This window comes from Paenibacillus guangzhouensis (genome assembly GCF_009363075.1).
GTDB lineage: Bacteria > Bacillota > Bacilli > Paenibacillales > Paenibacillaceae > Paenibacillus_K > Paenibacillus_K guangzhouensis.
Genome location: NZ_CP045293.1, coordinates 6191037 through 6208302, shown reverse-complemented (window position 1 = coordinate 6208302; position 17266 = coordinate 6191037). Strand labels below are relative to the sequence as shown.

Sequence of the window (17266 nt, the reverse complement as noted above, 5' to 3'; positions counted from 1 at the left end):
TATACTGGTTATGCTACATCTGCCTGGAAGGATACGACGAACGTCGTTCCTTCCCCCTGCACAGATTCAACCGCGATTTTACCTTTGTGCCGCTCAACGATACTCAGGCATAACGGCAGTCCAAGGCCTGTTCCCTTGGATTTCGTCGTATAGAACGGTTCGAACATTTTATCCAGCGTATCCTGTGGAATCCCTTCCCCGGTATCTTGAACGATGAGCTGAACCGTATTTTTCACCCGCTTCGTCTCAATCGTTAACGTCCCCTTGCCGTTCATCGCTTCCATTCCGTTACGTACCAGATTCAATATAAGCTGCTTAATCTCCTTCTCATTCAGGTGCAGATGCGGGACATCCGAAGCAAAACGCATTTCGATGCCAAGTCCCCGCAAGTTCGCATCTGCCCACAGCAGCGGACTTAAATCGTTTACAATATCATGCAGATGACTCTCTTCCGTCTCCACAATGCGATTCTGCGCCAAGGAGAGGAAGTCATTAATAATCATATTCGCGCGATCCAATTCCTCGAGCACGATTCGATAATAATCATGCAGCGATTGATCGCTCTTCTCGCGCATCAACTGAACGAACCCGCGCACAACAGCCATCGGATTCCGAATCTCGTGGGTAATACTCGCAGCCATCTGCCCGACGAGGCTGAGCCGCTCCAGATTACCAATCTCCGTGCGCAGCATCTGCAGTTCTGTTACATCGTGCGCCATCCCTACTGCGCCTACGACTTCATCCGTCTTCGGATTGCGAATGCTCGAGATGGTCGAGATGAGGATTTTCTCGTTATATTGGAGGACTTCCGCATTGGTCTTCTCGCCTTGCAAGGAACGTGCCAATTGAATATCCGGATACTCCATACCATAGCGCTTTCGCAAGTAATTGAACGGTTTTCCGATCAAATCCTCGCTTCTCACTTGCCCTTGTACCTGGAATAATCGCAGCATCATATCATTAATCGCCGTCACATTCCCCATCTTGTCTACCGACATCACGCCGAGCGGAGTAGCGTCGATTAGCTGCTTCATTTTCTGCGCCTCTTGGTGATATTGTCCTGATACTTGGTGGAGCTGCTCTTGCAATGTCATCTTCTCGAGAATACTTTCTATGAAAAATAGCAATAAATAGGCTGTAAGCATACAAATCCCGCTGAACAGCACTTCATACAGCACTTTGGAGAAATCTAATTGCACCATCATGCTGCGAACTCTAACGATATAAACAATATAAGAGAGAACCATGCCAGCGACAACGATATAAGTGGCAATACGAATACGCTTCGAGGCATCTCCTGCTCGAAACTTTGGGATGAAATACATGGCAAGAGGAATGAGATAGAGCCCTACATCACTCGGAAGATTCCACATTTCATTTTGATCAAAAAAAAGAAAATGTGCTCCAATATAAATTGCGACCAGTACGATACTCGATCGAAACCCGGTATACAAAATACCAATTAGGAGTGGAACCATGCGAAAATCATAGTAGAATTCATCTGGCGTACAATAAGAGAATGCCATAGATAATAGAAAGGCGATCATACTGAAGAAGGCGAATAAAATTCTGAAATTACTAAGCAGACCGGATACTTTGGGTTTCATTGTCCATATTTGAAGCATAAATGCAGGTAACAATGCAATGAGTTCTTGTAAGAAGGTTTCTTTAATTGGCGTAAAAATCACAGAAACGATCACCGGCCTCAAGAATATATAATTACAAGAATTAAATCACAAGATACAAGATTTTACAATATACGCGTTTTAGAGTTCGGAATTTTAAACAAGAACGAAACACGTTACAATAGAGTCAGGAAAATGAACTAAAGGAGAACATCATCATGAAATATGACGTCATCGTCATCGGCGGAGGGCCTTCGGGGCTCATGGCCAGCATCGCGGCTGCGGAGCACGGCGCTTCGGTGCTATTGATCGATAAAGGGGACAAGCTCGGACGGAAGCTGGGCATATCAGGCGGCGGGCGCTGCAATGTCACTAACGCCAAGGAAATCGATGAGCTGATTCAATATATTCCGGGAAATGGCCGGTTCCTGCACAGTGCATTCGCCCATTTCAGCAATAAAGACATTATTCGATTTTTCGAGAATCTAGGGATTGCACTCAAAGAAGAGGATCGCGGGCGTATGTTCCCTGTATCCGATAAAGCCAAGACGGTCGTGGACGCCTTAATCAGCAAAGCACGGAAGCTCGGCGTCGAAATGCGCACGAACCGTCCTGTCGACAAAGTGCAATATCGCGACAATGTCCCAGTCGGCGTACGGTTGCGCTCAGGGGAGACCGTGAGCAGCCGCACCGTAATTATCGCAACGGGTGGCAAGTCCGTTCCCCAGACAGGTTCGACAGGTGACGGCTATCCATGGGCGATGGAGGCAGGACATACGATCACAGAATTATTTCCGACAGAAGTTCCGATTACGGTGCAAGAGCCGTTCATTCGCAGTAAGGAGCTTCAAGGCTTGTCGCTTCGCAATATTACACTCTCGGTATGGAACCCGAAAGGCAAGAAGATCATTGAACATGAAGGGGATATGCTCTTCACCCACTTTGGCATATCGGGACCCGCAGCCCTTCGCGCAAGTCAATTTGTCGTCAAAGCACAGAAAAAATTCGATACCCGTTTGATTCGTGTGACCGTCGATTTATTTCCCGATAAATCCGTCGATGAGCTCTATCACGCATCCATGAATCTCGCTCGGCAGGATCCGAAGAAAGCGATCAAGAATGTGCTTAAGCCGCTTCTGCCTGAACGGATGATACCTTTGTTCCTGAAGCTTGCCGGGCTTCAAGAAGATACAACTTTCGACAATATTCCGAAGCAGCCTTGGCTTATGCTTGCGAATCTGATGAAGGAATTCCCGATGCAGGCGAACGGGACGCTCTCCATCGAGGAAGCGTTCGTCACCGGCGGGGGTATACATCTGAAGGAAATCGATCCGAAGACTATGATGTCCAAGCTAGCGGCAGGCCTCTTCTTCTGCGGTGAAGTCATGGATATTCACGGTTATACGGGAGGCTATAACATTACAGCAGCATTTACAACCGGATACACGGCGGGCATGAGCGCAGCGCAATTCTGCAATCAGACATAGAGGCCCACGATGCAAAAAGGTGGCTGAATCATCGTGATTCGCCACCTTTTCTCCATGAACCTGCAGATCCTATGCCTTCACTTCTCCTGAGAAATGATCCGTTGTCTCATCAACCCAAGCCAAATGATCTTCATCACGCAGATCTAGATTGTTATATTGATCGGCATCACGAAATGCCTCGCGATCCGCGTAGCCATCTACCCAATCCTCGTTCACCACATGGGCGGGTACAGGAATAAGGTGATCCAAGCCGTAGGCTTCGTCATGAACAGCCATTTCCGTCATTTCAGCTTGCGCTTGCAGCTCGCCGCCATAGGCCTGCGCAATCTCCAGCGCCGATGTTAAGTCAGCATGTTCCACATGAATATGTAACTGCGTCCCTACAGCATTATCGATTCTCGGTTCGTACCCTAGCTCTTGCATCGTATCAAAGGCTAACCTCGCGCTGTGTGAATCTCGGAATTGAAACGAAATCGCTGAATGTTGCATTCAATCACTCCCTTCTCATCAAGATCATATCCTAACTGTTACTATACCCTCCTCACGAAAGATTCATGTCTCCTATCAAGTGATGAAGAATTCATCGCGGGATTTGCCATGTGATGGATTACCTCGCGCTCACGCGCTCCTTCAGCGATAATATTGATATGTAAATATTTCAAGATTCAGTTGATGTGATAAAAGTTATTTAAATTTAACTTATTCATCACGTAAGATAATCGCATAACCGATCGTATAAAGGTGGTGTAGAGATTGCAGGAACTTGAAGAAAGACGGTTAGATCCATCCGTCCAATTATTCCACGTTTTCTCCAAAGCGTTCAAAAGCGTGTCCGAACATTTCAATCTAAGCAGTAAGGCGCAAGGGTTCAACCCTACTGCATTCGCTGTATTAGAAGTGCTGTATTTGAAAGGATCACAACCCGTTCAACAAATTGGTTCTAAGCTGCTTCTTCAGAGCGGTAACGTAACCTATGTCATTGATAAACTCGAGCAGACAGGCCTCTTGCGGCGCAAGCATTGCTCCAAAGACCGCCGCGTCATCAATACGGAACTCACGGAAGAAGGCAGAGCCGTGATGGACAAGGTATATCCTGAACATACCCGTGCAATCGCTTCAGCCGTTAGTGGTCTAACCGAAGAAGAAAAGGTCCTTGCTATGCGCCTGCTCAAAAAGCTAGGTATGACCGCAGATCGCATCACGCCAGCTAAAATGAAAAGAACCTAGCCCAATGGGTTAGGTTCTTCCTGTATACGCAGCTGTAAAAATGGATGCAAATACATTCGCTTCAATCGGCTTACTGAACAGATAGCCCTGAAATTTATCACACCCACTGTCTCGTAAAAATGCCAGCTCCTCTTCCGTCTCAATCCCCTCCGCAGTTACGGCCACCTCTAGACTATGACCAAGCTCGATCACTGTTCTCACAATGGAAGCATTCACCTGATCCGACGGTAAGTGCCTTACGAACGATTGATCCAATTTGATCATATGAATGGGTAAATTCCGCAGTCGGCTAAGCGAAGAATATCCGGTACCAAAATCATCAATCGCGATCTGGATTCCGCGTTCTTTGAGTTGTCTTAGCACGTCTATGGCATGTTCCATATCATGATGAACGTACCCTTCCGTAATCTCTAAGATTAAATATCGTGGATCAAAGCCCGTCTCCGCTAAGATACGATCTACGGATGCAACGAAATCATCTTTAGAAAATTGCCGCAAGGATACATTTACACTCATCTGGATGCTCGACAGCCCTTCTCCTATCCACGCCGAATGCTGCAGGCAGGCAGTCCGAAGGACCCACTCCCCAATCGGAATAATAAGTCCGGTCTCCTCTGCCAATGGGATGAACTGTGACGGCGGAACAAAACCGTGGACTGGATGATTCCAGCGAATCAACGCCTCTGCAGCAATCACATGACCACGATCATTGAGCAATGGCTGATAATGTAGGAGCAGCTCACCGCGTTCCTGCGCTTTGCGCAATTGATTCTCGAGCATCATTCGCTCTGAAATATGCGCTGTCGAAATCTCATGGTAATATTGATAGCAAGAGCCACCATTGTCCTTCGCAACATACATCGCCGTATCGGCGTTCTTCAGCATGGATGTCAGATTGTCTCCGTCCCGCGGATATAGACTGATTCCGATACTTGCTGCGACGAACAATTCATGCGATTGAATGCAGAAAGCCTTCGATATCTTCTCGATGATCACTTCGGCATAATGATCAATTTCACTCCGCTTCACGTCTTGCAGAATGACAACGAATTCATCCCCACCAAGTCTTGCACAGCTAGACCGCTGCGTCCGATCATTAAAGATGCTGCCCAATCGTCTGGACACCTCTGCAATCAATAGATCACCAACATCATGACCAAGTGTATCGTTCACATGTTTAAATCGGTCAAGGTCAATGAACATCACAGCAAGATCCCCTCCATGCTGCGAAGCATGGGCAATCGCCTGCTCCAGATATACCGTGAATTGATACCGGTTCGGCAATCCCGTCAAAGAATCATAATACGCGAGCTGTTCTAATCGTTCCTCTGATTTGGCGAGCATCTCGGTCTGCTCGATCAACTGTGCATTCATATGCTGCATCTCATGGAACATCTCGACCACACGTTCCGACATGGTCCGGAAATTCGTCACCAGGGAGCCTATCTCATGAATCGCCGTTCGGGGCCACGCAAATACCTGCTGACGCTTCAATTTCTCCGGCAAATCCGTCGTCATCTTCATCAACTGGTTAAGCGATAGCATGAGATAAGAATTGAAGAACAACGAGACAACCGCTGCAACCAAGCAGAATGTGAACATGACAATAAATTTGTTGGTATAGGCTAGAATCGTACCCTGCTGATAATAAGATATCGGGATGTACGCAACAACCTTGCTCGGATTCAAGTCAGGCAGTTCCGTTAATAATACGTAATAGCCATGATTCCATCGCCACGTCTCATAGCTGTAATGCGTATTGACCGGGATCCATCGATAGAAGGAGCTCTTCGTTTTCAATTGCGTGCTAACCGTGCCTAGCTCTTCAATCGAGGCCTCCGATGTAATGGGGGTCATCTCTTCAGCTTTCATGCGATTATAATGCTGCAGGAATGTATTGCCGTCCGTTGAACCAGCAAGCTGCCCGTTCGAGTAGAATAGTCCAATGGAGATCGGGCCATTCGCTGACTTATTGACCAGTTCTTGCAAGAGACCGCCAGCCAGAATTGTTTTTTGAAGGGTCGTACGCTTCGCCCTCGCTTCTTGCTGAAGACGCTCAATCTCATTTAGCATATGCTGTGTCTGCGTCTGTACTAGTAACCTGGAGTCATGTTCGACCCGATTTCGAATTTGAAAGCTGTCCATATACATATTTAAGATAAAAGGTCCGATCACTGCCGCGATTGAGAGATGCGTGAGCAGCTGATTCAAATAAATGGTGCGCTTCTTCAGCTTCGGGAATAACCGTCTCCACGGCAAATAGGTGATCATGACATCCCCTAACAATCCGTTCAATAAACCGCTCATCGCAATCATAAATACTTGCAAATACATCTCGGAGGCATAGCTACCCATCTGCAAGTAATAGATAAAACCCGCTAACGGCGCCCCGAGGAAGAGCCAGAACAGTCCATCCCATATGAATAGAAATCGCTTCTTCCGTGAGAAGACGGCGCTGACCACGATCACCTCAACACAGAACAAGAGCACATAGATCGAACTCTCCAGCACAAAATAGGAGACTATGCTCACGACAATCGCAGACGCGCTCGCCCAGTAAGGTCCGAACAAGTACAAAATCACAAATAGAAAAGCGCTGCAGAAAAAAATCCGTGCGCCATAAGAAAAATCAATAACCCATTGCGTCCCGAGCAGCGCTAATCCGATACAACAGACAAGTGCAATCAATGCGCGATAGGTAGAAAGTGGATTCAGCTTGCGAGACAGATCGAACACCCTCTATAGCAAAATTATGGAAAAACCTACTTTTAATAGGTTCGACAAATAATTCGTTTTTCCTACTTCCTTGATGATAAATTCCTATATTTTTCACTTTTTTACAGCAGAATTATAGAGTTGTATCGTTCGATGGACCCATGATTCGATCCACTGTTGATCATGCGTGACGACGAGAATCGACACCCCTTGCTCTGCCATCTCCGTACAGCATTCGAAGATTCGCCTCGTATTGGCTTGATCCTGGCCGCTTGTCGGTTCGTCCAGAATGAGCAGCTTCGGATTCGTCAACCACATGGATGCAACGCTTAATAGTCTCTTCTCGCCTTGGCTCAACTGAAATGGATGACGATCCCGCTTCTCGTACAAGCCTATGCGATCCAGCATCCGGCTGCCCTGCTCCTCCAGCACGCTCCGGCTCCATCCTTCGTCTCGCCCGTTCTCTTGCTTCGCGCGCAAACTGTAAATGCACTCTTCCATTACCGTGTTCGCAATAAACTGGTGTTCAGGCTGCTGATGCACATAGCTGAGCCACTTCGCACGATCGTAAATGGAAGATTTGGTTATATCCTCACCCTGCATCCGAATCGTACCCTTCCCTGCCGGCAGCAACCCCATGAGCAATTTCGTAAGAGTCGACTTCCCACATCCGTTCGGCCCTGTGACCGCCGTAATTTCTCCAGGGAATACATCGAATGAGCAAGGCTTCAGCCCCAGATAGCCATTCGGATAGCGATACGTTAGTTCACGAATCTCAATCATAGGCTCCATTCCAATTCGCCGCTTCGGTAGACCTGTCTGCATAGCTTCTAACGATGGTGCGATTACGGGCAATTGCTCCTTATCCGTGACGGGTACATCCGACAGGATCTCTCCCGATTCCATCGTGATAAGTCTGTTGGTAGCGCGCGGAATCGCATCGATTCGCGATGCGGTCACAATACAAGTGACTCCCTGTTCATGTAATGCATTGAGCAGTTCGAAGACGGATTGCTTGCCTTCAGCGTCCAGACTCGACGTAACATCGTCTAAGATCAGAACAGGCGTCTTCATCGTTAGTACAGCTGCGATCGCAATCCTCTGCTTCTGCCCACCGGAGAGCTGGTGCACATGACGTTCTCGATAATCCTCCATCGCAACCTGACGAAGCGTTTCTTCCAATCGACGGATGATTTCTCCGCGTGCTACGCGCAAATTTTCTGGGGCAAACGCAAGCTCATCCTCAACCCGCCCCACAACTAATTGCGCATCCGGGTCCTGAAAGACGAAGCCGATCTGGGGCGATAATTGGTGGACTTCTGCCGGATCGCCTTGCAATTCATAATCCTGCACGGTTATTTTCCCATGCAACTCTCCACCCAGCTGTCCTGGAATTAGTCCATTCATCATCTGGCATAAGGTTGATTTCCCACTGCCATTCGGCCCATAGATCGTCACGAAATCACCTTGTCGGATCGTCAGAGACACCTCACGGACGGCAGGGCACGCCTCGCCATCATAGGTATATGTCACCTGATCACATGCGATCAACACTTGCTCTCTTGTCATTTCGCATCTCTTCCGATATGGAAGGTTCGGAGCAGACCCGTACGCTTCATCGCATCTCCGATCATTTTACTAAGCCATCCGCACAGCATGACCCCGCTGATGCACCGCACGATGAGTGCAATCGTCAGCTGCGACCAGCCCCATTTCAGATAACCGAACATATTCGCAGCGAAAATAAACCATAACGGCACGGCACAGAAGCCAATGAGCATCATCACGCCAACACTCCACCGTTTGTAACGAAATAATAGACAGATTAATTCAACAGCCAGTGCGTAACAGAGCGCAGCGACAACCGATGCAGCCATGCCATAAGAATTCCCAAGTAACGTCTGAACTGTCGCGCCCAACATATAGGTGATGAACGCGGTTCCCGGCTTACGAATGATATACATTGCAAGCACACCATAAATCATATAAATCCCAACAATGGTAGAGGTTGCGATCGGTCCGCCAAGCGTCGTTAAGAATTGATTAACCGAAGATAGGAATACCGTTAATACCGCATTTGCCATGGCTAATATCGCCATCAATACAATTTCTATCGTTGTAAATCGTTGGAGCTTCGTTGCCTTTGTAGACATATATGTACCATCCTTTACTTCATATTGAATAAGATCAATTGCATTAGAGCCAGGATAAACAAAACGCCGTTACGGTCACACACACCCCCATGACCACATATGAAAAATGAGATATCGGGTTCTCGCGCCAATACGTCCGTTCCGCGTAAGCACCGAATCCTTTGGTGTCCATCGCACTTGCCGTCATCTGCATACGTCGAACCGAATTAGTGAAAATCGCGATCGAGAATCGCTTCCAAGCCTGTGCATGTTCTCGCAAGCCTCTAGGAGGCTTCATCCCACGGATCTGATGGGTCGTGCGAATGGTCTCCGCTTCTTCGGAAAGTACTGGTAGGAAACGAAGCGCGAGCGACACGGCATAGGCAAAACGGTATGGCACGCGCAGTTGCTTCGTCAGCATCAGGACGACATCTCGGGGTTCCGTTGTCACCATGAACATAGCTGAAGTCAGGAATAACGTCATCAGGCGCAACGTAACCGCCCCAGCATAGTCTAGTGCTTCATAGGTTACCTGCAGTGGTCCCCATGAGAACCAGACCGTGCTTCCAGGCAACCAAATCCATTGGATAAAAAAGAAAGGAATAGCGAATACCAGCATATATCGCGCCATCTTGCCAAATACATGCCTCACATGCTTCCCGAGCGTTAAACCGACAGCTACAACCATGATGAAAATAACGCCTTGGATCAAGGCAGTCGAATACGTAAGTACGAGAATTGTCGTACAAAGAACAGCGATTAATTTAGCGAGTGGATGCATTCGTACAACTCCGTTGATCATTTTCTGTGTATCAGTATGGCTGAAACCTGGACAAATGTCTATCCTCGCACCAAAATATCCTCTTAACCTATGAAATAAGAAAAGAAGCCGATCCCTATTTTAGGGAAACCGGCTTCTTCATTTTGCGAATCACGACGACATAGTAACGAATTGTGAGCCAATTGCTTATCCATATCGCCCCGATCATAATGATTATCGGCATCATGAATTGAAACCAAGTCAGATCCTCCGAACTCAGGCGAATAATCATAAAGAATGGCGCAGAGTAAGGGAACATCGATCCGACCTTAAGCAGCATCTCATGCGCTACATCAGGAATATAGAAGCAGGCTGTAATCATGGCGATAAAAAGAGCAGTTACGAACAACATCAATAGTATCATAACATTCTTATTCTTCACCGAACCGATCGTAACGTACAACCCAACATACTGCGCATAGCCAAGAACGAAAAATAGCACCGTATACGCGAATAAGGATGGCGTCAAATGACGGAGATCCAGCCATAGTTGCGAATTCAGCATAACCGCCTGTAACTGCCAATAATCCAATAACATGATGGATAACATGACAATGATCAGCAATTGCATCATGCCTGCGGTACCAACTCCGATAATTTTCCCTATAAACACCAGGGCAAAATCTTTATATCGCCCATGAGTTTTAATCTTGTACATCTCGCGATCACGATAGATGGATTTCCCCGCCGCCGTCCCGCACCCTACGATCGTGGTAAATAATATGCCGAGTAGAATATAGATCGGCAGATATACTTCCCCTTTGGAAATCGGAAGGATGGCTAAGGATTGGCCGTCGGCCGCGTAACATAACCCAATGACGAATAGACAAATGAAGAACGTTGAAAAAAAATAGAATCGAGTACGGATTTGTTCCATGAAAGCCCGTACGCTCACGCTCCCAATCACTCTCATCGTTCTTCCTCAAAACAAATCATCATATCCCCCGTCTCTTTCACTAGTCAATGTAAGTAGACTACATGAACTCCTGAATATGAATCAATCCGAGCCGTTTCGCGACAATGATCGCTTCGGACCTTGATCGGACATTTAATTTCTCAAATATCCGTGTTAAGTTATATTCGACCGTCCGTTGGCTCATGATGAGCAATCCCGCGATCTCTTTATTACTTAATCCGTTAGCAACTTCCTGCAGAATCTCTTGTTCCTTCTCATTGATGGAGACATCTTCAACCTTCTGACTAAGGCCCGTTCCAGAACGAATATCATTACGCCGCAGCTGCTTGAGCAGCGATATTGGAATAACAGCTTCTCCCCGCAGCGCGCATCGAATTGCTGCAATCAGCTGCTCACGCGACGATGTCTTGCTAATGAACCCTGCTACGCCTGATTCAATGAGTATGTTATAGTGCGCACTAATATCATAGCCAGAATAGATCAAGACCGTGAACCCCGAATTGATGGACATCACTCTACGTGTCAGCTCAAGTCCGCTAATCCCCGGCATATTGAGGTCGAACAACATAATATCGTATTTATTTTCTCGAATAAGCTGCAGTGCTTCAAGTCCTGAGAAGACAACCGTGACATTCATATCCGGTTCCTTCTCAATCATAATCTTCGTGCCTTCTCCAACCGATGGATGGTCATCCACTAACAAGATTTCAATCATTTACGACCCCCCTCGCTATGGCGTACTGGCTGCTCGGCTCAGTCTGATAAGGCAGCGTAATAATGACCTCGAATCCTTCGCCTACGGCAGAATGGAACATGGTCTCCCCTTCGAACCCAGATACCCGTTCACGAATCCCGGATAGCCCCATATGACTGAAGGAAGACTGCAATTGCACCATATCCATCCCAACCCCATTGTCTCGATAGACATACGCGATATGTTCATGGTTCTGTCGCAGTAAGATTTCGACATGTGACGCTTTGGCATGCTTGGTCGTATTCCGCATTAATTCTTGCGTAATCCGATAGATGGTCAGCACGTACTCATCATCAAGTTCTAGGTTAAATCCATCATAGTTAAAATCAACCGAATAATTCGAATGGAATTGCGCGTAGTTGCAAAGATTCTCGATTGCTTCGACAATGCCCATTTCCTTCAGGAACGGAGGGCGCAGCTCATTGCATGTCTCACGAATCTGATGTACGACATCTAGAAGCCCTTCTTTAATCTGAGTAAGACGTTCCTTGACCTCCGTCGTGAGATCCGTCTCTTCCAGAATCATCTCAAGCTTGCGGTACCAGAGCAATTGATCCTGAAGCGCAGAATCATGCAGATCTGCAGCAAGTCGACGTCTCTCTTTCTCTGTCAATTGAAATAGCATACGGAGCACCCATGCAGGAGCCTTCCCGTGTGAACGCAGTTCTAAGTCCATAATGACTCCTTCAATTAGTTGTAAATTCTCGTATACCATGCTGACGTAATTGGAAATCGTCTGTAACCACACCAATTCATCACGATTAAACTGCACGCGATTCTCTTTACTGCATATCCATAACAGGTTGTGCCCTTTCTGATGCTTGCCTATGACACAACAGAGGCCCGAATCAATCTTAATGCAATCACCGACCGCATAGTCGTGAATCTTGCCTTGTAATTCTTCAATCAGAAGTGCTTCCTGTTTCGGTAGAACACCACCCTGTGAACGGATGAAGACAATCTGCCCTTCATCATTCTTCATCTCAAGCAGCGCAGCTGACTTGACAGGAAGTACGTCTAACACTTCTCGAAGTAGCCTCTCCTCCAGATCAGGCACCTTCATCATCTTGCTAATCTGACTAGAGAATCGATCCAGACTCGATTGAAAATTATAAGTGCCGATAAACAGTTTCTTCCGGAACCTGAAATCGAGCATATCTTTGACATATAGAAATAAAATGACACCAACATATATAAATAAAAACATCTGAGCCCATTTGATGAATACATCCTCACGCTGCCTGACCAAAAAATAAACTCCGATGAGAATGAACGAAGTTGGAATAACAGCTAGCAGACAATAATAACGCAAACGATCAAGTACAAACTCAATATCAAGCAAATGATTGGCTGCCATCAAATATACATAAATAATCGGTAATAAAAAAAGGAAGATCGCAGCCGTATTCGCTGATATAATTTCCCGATGAATTAAAATCCACGGGAGCGCATACAAGAACACAAAAGGGAAAAAAGACATAAAATTGCCGAACAGCATAAATTTGAACAATGGTCGATACGTTGTATTACGATATTTGCGATAGCTCATTATAAGAATAAGGATGCTGATGACTGTCTCTAGGGTGAACGAAATTAGTAATATTTGCATTGCGAGTCCATTGAAGAAGTATTGTCCGAAACTCGTAAATACAATTAGACTGTTCATAGCAAGAATCAATGCGTTAATGCCATACATACTTACGATGACATGGAATTTCACAATCTCCAGATCTCTCTGGTTAAAATACCGATATAGGAAATGAAGAAAAATAACCGGGATTTGCAAGATTGTTATCCATAACGTTAGCATACCGATATAGTCTTTGCGCGCGGACGCTCCCGCACTGACGTAACTTATCGATACAGCGAGAAAAAAGAGGATCAGCAGATGTGCCGCAGCATCCTCTCTTTTCTTAAACATTAGGAATATCGATAGAAAGAGTAATACAATATACAAACAGATGGGTAAGATGGTCTGCTCCATGGATACAGGCTGACTCAATTTATGATCGAACCGATACCGTGTGACTTTTCCATCACGCTCCGTCTCAATGGAATCAATGGAAGACAATAATCCTACGTTAGGGTAAAACTCGACATCCGCATGATCGATCGAAATGACACGGTCACCCTGTCGGATCCCCAAATTATAGGCTTGGCCGTTTGGTTCAACATTGCGTATGACCCATTGGCTGTCATTTGTTTTTCTCACTTCCAAGCCGATATACGCAACTCTCAAATCCGTGTACAGAAAATACATGACGAGTAAGGTTGCTGTGATCAGGACGAAGAACATTCGATTTTTCCTAACGTAACCCATCTTTTGCTCCAATCAAAGAAGTTTTTTACCCAAAGAACCAGTAGCTTCTTCTTACACCTTCGACTTCAGTCCATTTGCCGCCAGTCATCGTGTCGACAATTGTCTTTTGCTGCGCTGGTGTAACACCTACAAGGCTGGCTTGTCCATTCATAACTAATTGTGATACTTGCGGGTTATTCGTGAGGTAGTTGATCATTTGCTTAACCATTTACAACTCCACCTTTTCGACTATTTTTTCATTACATTTTTACTATACCATCATCGACTTCATTTGAGCTCGCAAACATACTTGCGGTTTTCCGCAATATCGATTGCGGTATTTGCGGAATTGGTAGTTTTATATAAAATTTTCCAATTTTTGCTTCCAATGAAGATCAATGGATAGACCTGCGATATAAGCATGACATTCTTGCTTAAGAAATTGGATATGTACCTGAGTATACGGGATGCAACCTCCGCGCTCGATTTGGTCCATAATGACATGTTTGTTCGCGTATATCTGGTCGACAGTTGCTTGTCCAGCATAATAATCGCGAAGAACCTGAAGCTCCGGCGATGAATCATCCAGCAAATAAAGTACAGGCAGCGTCCGCTTCCGATGAATGAGATCATTCCTTGTATCCCAGCGCAAAATGCCTTCCATATCATTGCGAAGCTGTGCGGACATGCCTAACAACTCTCCATAAGACCCGACATCATCGTTCAAGGCTCCTGTCGCTAGCACGCACCCTAATTGACAAGCGCAAGCCACCAGAGCCCCCGATTTTGCCCGAATCATTGCAAGACATTCATCTTCCACGGTAATGCCGTTGTCGACATCGATGTATTGTCCTCCGACAGATTGATTCAATCGATGCTGAAGCAATTCGACTGCGATAGACTTGCGATTATTGTCGAAATTCGTATCCATAATGGCTTTCGTGCTTAGTGCCAGAAATCCGATCGCTGCGTTCATGGATTGCGCCTGATTGTGCTTCATCCAAGGTACACGATCGTTGTCTTGATCTTGGAGATCATCGAAGATATCTAACGCTAGTACAAGTAACTCAATCGCGGCCGCCCCTGCATAACGCTCCTCCGAGACGCCTCCGAACATGCTGTAATGCAACAATGCCAGTTCCCCAAATACGGTGGATTCCGTCATTTTATATGCAACATAAGATTCCATCAAATCCCGTAGTACGGGCGGTGTAACATGGCGATGGATAACCTTCAACATCGCTGATTCCACATGCAATCTGTCCACAAAGAGAGCCCCTAACCTCGAATATGATTAACCTCATTCTATCGTGTAAGTCACAATTAGGCTAGAGCAATTCCAGATCATCAATCATTTATGCCCTGCATATTCGACAAAAACAGGTTTGCCTTGCGCCGCATATGCCATAAAGCTCTTATTCATGCGGTGAATGACCTTGCGGTAGGCTTGCGCATCGTTCGAACGGACATCCAGCCCGCCGCGCCCTTCCTCCAGCACTTGAAACATCAATCGCCCGGAGAAAACATAACCATCGCAATTCACGCAAATACTGCCATGTGTCTGCCCTGCGATATGAATCACTTCAAGCTTCTTGCCTCCGAATTCCAGCAGATCGCTATCTTGCAACCCGATATCGATATCTGCATACGACTGACGGTATTCCATTAAGAAGTTATCGCGATAGATTTGCTTCGAGACCGCCCATTTGTCGTATTCATGCATAGCAACCTGTGCGCCTGTCGCCTTCTTCAGCTCTTCTAGCGCAATCATATGATCGGCATGCGCTTGCGTAACTACGATATATTTGATCTCAATCCCAAGCCGTTCAACGACCGACCAAATTTTCTTAAAACGTGAACCAGGGTCAATAATAACCCCTACCCCTTGGCTATGAAGAATATATGTGGAAGATCCTGTGATTCCTTGCGGGATATAGACAACATTCACTTCTGCTTGATCGGTTTCGCTCGCTGCTTTCGCAGACGCAATATCCGAGCGCACGCGAACTTGATTCCAGAATTCACGCGGGACAGATAGGTCGCTTGCCGGATGTTTAATTCGAATTGCCGGTTCTTGATGTAATCCCGTACGCCGCTGTCCAATAATAAACCGATAAACATTCTCTTTTCTCATGATTGCCCCTTCTTCCTCTATGCTCGGTGCTTATCTTTTCACTACTATAAGCATAAGAAAAATATAGGACTTCTGCACCGAAAACTATTTGAGAAATACCCTAATTTTTTTTGCGGAACAGACCGCAAACCGCGCAAGATTAAATTGCGGAGACCGCAAGAAATTTGTCGAATAATCCCAAAAGATCCTTTTAATGCGTCTATATTCCCAGACCGAACCATCCTCTACCTCCAGGTGGGGCTAGAGAATTCGTTCTCCGAACAAAGAACAAATCAATTCCATCACTAATGTCGAAGTTTGCTGGTTTATGTCTAATGTCGGATTCACTTCAACGAAATCGGCGGATGTGACGCATCCTGCTTCCGATAGCAATTCAAGCGCTAAATGGGCTTCGCGATAGCTGACTCCCCCACGTACAGGCGTCCCGGTTCCTGGAGCCTCTCTTGGGTCTACACTATCGATATCGAAGCTTAAATGCACGCCATCCGTCCCATGACTCGCGATCCGAATCGCCTGAAGCATCACGGCCTCCATGCCCATGCGATCGATCTCATGCATCGTAAAACACGCAATGCCTTGCTTGCGAATAAAGTCCTTCTCCCCAGGATCTAAGTCCCGTGCCCCGACAAACACGACATTCGATGGTTGTACCGGGGTATATTGGCCCGCTGCATCTTCAATCCGCCAATCCGTCCAGCCCAGCGAGGCCGCAAGAGACATCCCGTGCACATTCCCCGAAGGACTCGTCTGAACCGTGTTCAGATCCGTATGCGCATCGAACCAAATAACCCCAAGCTTCGGGTTTATCCGAGTTGCGCCTGCAATACTGCCCGCTGCAATGCTATGATCGCCACCCAGGATCAATGGGAATGTCCCATCGGCTAACGACTGCGCAACGCGCACCGCCAGTCTTCCGCACACATCCATCACCTCCGGAAGGTATCTTGCCTTCGGATCCACCACCGCTGTCAAGACAGGGGGCGGGGTGATATCACTTACCTCCACGACTTCGATACCATCCTGCTCGAGCCGCTCCACTAGCCCTGCTTGCAAGATCGCTTCCGGACCATATTCCGCTCCCGGGCGACCTGCGCCTAGCCCGAACGGCACACGAATGATTGTTACCTTTGGAATCGCCATACTCGGAACCTCCTCTG

The 17266-nt window shown here is 46.7% G+C and carries 15 protein-coding genes; 2 read left to right on the top strand and 13 right to left on the bottom strand.

Going from position 1 to position 17266, the window contains the following annotated elements; all coding sequences use genetic code 11:
• Positions 1-8: 8 nt before the first annotated feature.
• Positions 9-1607, bottom strand: a complete 1599-nt coding sequence (locus GCU39_RS27910; protein WP_193726658.1) for a two-component system sensor histidine kinase NtrB — start codon at positions 1605-1607, stop codon at positions 9-11.
• A 236-nt stretch (positions 1608-1843) separates the two neighbouring features.
• Here GCU39_RS27910 and GCU39_RS27905 point away from each other — a divergent pair, with 236 nt between their 5' ends.
• Entirely contained in the window at positions 1844-3112 is a 1269-nt protein-coding gene (locus GCU39_RS27905; RefSeq protein ID WP_152396462.1) for a BaiN/RdsA family NAD(P)/FAD-dependent oxidoreductase, read from the top strand.
• 69 nt (positions 3113-3181) lie between these two features.
• On the opposite strand, the gene GCU39_RS27900 is transcribed toward GCU39_RS27905, so the two are convergent.
• Positions 3182-3601 carry a DNA/RNA helicase gene (locus GCU39_RS27900; protein ID WP_152396461.1) on the bottom strand — a complete coding sequence of 140 codons (420 nt, stop codon included), beginning with the start codon at positions 3599-3601 and terminating at the stop codon, positions 3182-3184.
• A 264-nt stretch (positions 3602-3865) separates the two neighbouring features.
• Between GCU39_RS27900 and GCU39_RS27895 the strand changes: the two genes are divergently transcribed.
• Positions 3866-4339, top strand: coding sequence for a MarR family winged helix-turn-helix transcriptional regulator (locus tag GCU39_RS27895; RefSeq protein WP_152396460.1), 474 nt, complete (start codon positions 3866-3868; stop codon positions 4337-4339).
• A gap of 9 nt (positions 4340-4348) precedes the next feature.
• Here GCU39_RS27895 and GCU39_RS27890 read toward each other — a convergent pair whose 3' ends face one another.
• From GCU39_RS27890 to rocF, 11 genes are all read right to left on the bottom strand, one after another.
• On the bottom strand, positions 4349-7075 hold the full coding sequence (locus GCU39_RS27890; RefSeq protein WP_152396459.1) for a putative bifunctional diguanylate cyclase/phosphodiesterase: 2727 nt from the start codon (positions 7073-7075) through the stop codon (positions 4349-4351).
• Positions 7076-7168: 93 nt separating this feature from the next.
• Entirely contained in the window at positions 7169-8623 is a 1455-nt protein-coding gene (locus GCU39_RS27885) for an ABC transporter ATP-binding protein (protein ID WP_152396458.1), read from the bottom strand.
• Entirely contained in the window at positions 8620-9207 is a 588-nt protein-coding gene (locus tag GCU39_RS27880) for an ECF transporter S component (protein WP_152396457.1), read from the bottom strand. Before GCU39_RS27880 ends, GCU39_RS27885 begins: the two co-directional genes overlap by 4 nt.
• A gap of 43 nt (positions 9208-9250) precedes the next feature.
• Positions 9251-9967 (bottom strand): energy-coupling factor transporter transmembrane component T family protein, encoded by a 717-nt coding sequence (locus GCU39_RS27875; RefSeq protein WP_193726657.1) that lies wholly within the window; start codon positions 9965-9967, stop codon positions 9251-9253.
• A 115-nt stretch (positions 9968-10082) separates the two neighbouring features.
• A complete protein-coding gene (locus GCU39_RS27870) occupies positions 10083-10919 on the bottom strand; it encodes an ABC transporter permease (protein WP_152396455.1) in 837 nt (278 codons plus the stop codon).
• Positions 10920-10980: 61 nt separating this feature from the next.
• Positions 10981-11637 carry a response regulator transcription factor gene (locus GCU39_RS27865; protein ID WP_018754853.1) on the bottom strand — a complete coding sequence of 219 codons (657 nt, stop codon included), beginning with the start codon at positions 11635-11637 and terminating at the stop codon, positions 10981-10983.
• Complete coding sequence (locus GCU39_RS27860) at positions 11630-14008, bottom strand: ATP-binding protein (RefSeq protein ID WP_193726656.1); 2379 nt, start codon at positions 14006-14008, stop codon at positions 11630-11632. The genes GCU39_RS27865 and GCU39_RS27860 overlap by 8 nt, the downstream gene beginning before the upstream one ends.
• Before the next feature lie 13 nt (positions 14009-14021).
• On the bottom strand, positions 14022-14204 hold the full coding sequence (comX, locus tag GCU39_RS27855; RefSeq protein WP_152396453.1) for a competence pheromone ComX: 183 nt from the start codon (positions 14202-14204) through the stop codon (positions 14022-14024).
• A 129-nt stretch (positions 14205-14333) separates the two neighbouring features.
• Entirely contained in the window at positions 14334-15242 is a 909-nt protein-coding gene (locus GCU39_RS27850) for a polyprenyl synthetase family protein (protein ID WP_152396452.1), read from the bottom strand.
• A gap of 84 nt (positions 15243-15326) precedes the next feature.
• Positions 15327-16109, bottom strand: coding sequence for an MBL fold metallo-hydrolase (locus GCU39_RS27845; protein ID WP_152396451.1), 783 nt, complete (start codon positions 16107-16109; stop codon positions 15327-15329).
• Positions 16110-16349: 240 nt separating this feature from the next.
• Positions 16350-17249 (bottom strand): arginase, encoded by a 900-nt coding sequence (gene rocF, locus GCU39_RS27840; RefSeq protein WP_152396450.1) that lies wholly within the window; start codon positions 17247-17249, stop codon positions 16350-16352.
• Between the last annotated feature and the right edge of the window lie 17 nt (positions 17250-17266).

Excerpts from the sequence above, each read along its gene's own strand:
- GCU39_RS27910 (WP_193726658.1), bottom strand. The coding sequence starts at position 1,607 with ATGAAACCCAAAGTATCCGGTCTGCTTAGTAATTTCAGAATTTTATTC.
- GCU39_RS27905 (WP_152396462.1), top strand. The coding sequence starts at position 1,844 with ATGAAATATGACGTCATCGTCATCGGCGGAGGGCCTTCGGGGCTCATG.
- GCU39_RS27900 (WP_152396461.1), bottom strand. The coding sequence starts at position 3,601 with ATGCAACATTCAGCGATTTCGTTTCAATTCCGAGATTCACACAGCGCG.
- GCU39_RS27885 (WP_152396458.1), bottom strand. The coding sequence starts at position 8,623 with ATGACAAGAGAGCAAGTGTTGATCGCATGTGATCAGGTGACATATACC.
- GCU39_RS27880 (WP_152396457.1), bottom strand. The coding sequence starts at position 9,207 with ATGTCTACAAAGGCAACGAAGCTCCAACGATTTACAACGATAGAAATT.
- GCU39_RS27875 (WP_193726657.1), bottom strand. The coding sequence starts at position 9,967 with ATGCATCCACTCGCTAAATTAATCGCTGTTCTTTGTACGACAATTCTC.
- GCU39_RS27870 (WP_152396455.1), bottom strand. The coding sequence starts at position 10,919 with ATGAGAGTGATTGGGAGCGTGAGCGTACGGGCTTTCATGGAACAAATC.
- GCU39_RS27865 (WP_018754853.1), bottom strand. The coding sequence starts at position 11,637 with ATGATTGAAATCTTGTTAGTGGATGACCATCCATCGGTTGGAGAAGGC.
- comX (WP_152396453.1), bottom strand. The coding sequence starts at position 14,204 with ATGGTTAAGCAAATGATCAACTACCTCACGAATAACCCGCAAGTATCA.
- GCU39_RS27845 (WP_152396451.1), bottom strand. The coding sequence starts at position 16,109 with ATGAGAAAAGAGAATGTTTATCGGTTTATTATTGGACAGCGGCGTACG.
- rocF (WP_152396450.1), bottom strand. The coding sequence starts at position 17,249 with ATGGCGATTCCAAAGGTAACAATCATTCGTGTGCCGTTCGGGCTAGGC.